The organism is Parendozoicomonas verongulae (assembly GCF_009711465.1).
Taxonomy (GTDB): Bacteria; Pseudomonadota; Gammaproteobacteria; order Pseudomonadales; family Endozoicomonadaceae; genus Sansalvadorimonas; species Sansalvadorimonas verongulae.
The window spans coordinates 1-279 of record NZ_SMME01000570.1 but is presented as its reverse complement, the minus strand read 5'-3'; the positions used below and the strand labels follow the sequence as shown (position 1 = coordinate 279).

The 279-nt window shown below is 47.7% G+C and carries 1 protein-coding gene; it reads right to left on the bottom strand.

Translation table 11 applies throughout. The features are described 5' to 3' along the window. Window positions 1–16: 16 nt before the first annotated feature. A complete protein-coding gene (locus tag E1189_RS01575; RefSeq protein ID WP_155158344.1) occupies window positions 17–232 on the bottom strand; it encodes a hypothetical protein in 216 nt (71 codons plus the stop codon). Window positions 233–279 lie beyond the last annotated feature (47 nt).

The window sequence follows — 279 nt, the reverse complement described above, 5'->3', positions numbered from 1 at the left end:
TCACTGCTATAAAGGTTTATTCAGAGTATGTACACACGGCCACACTATGGGAGAGGCTACCATAACCCGCAGGCGCCTCCGCCTTGCAGACAAAGCGATTCAAGTAGGTATACGCCTTATACCTCCAGTACACATGGTTCTCGATATCCAGAGCATACAGGTCACTCTGAGCACCGCCAACTTTCACAGCGGCGTTCCCAATACTATCCGGTTTACTCTCGTGTACAGCCATATCATGACATAAATGATGCCTTTAATCTTCTGAAAACCAACCCCCAA

Coding starts and splice junctions, on each gene's coding strand:
- E1189_RS01575 (WP_155158344.1), bottom strand. CDS start 232: ATGGCTGTACACGAGAGTAAACCGGATAGTATTGGGAACGCCGCTGTG.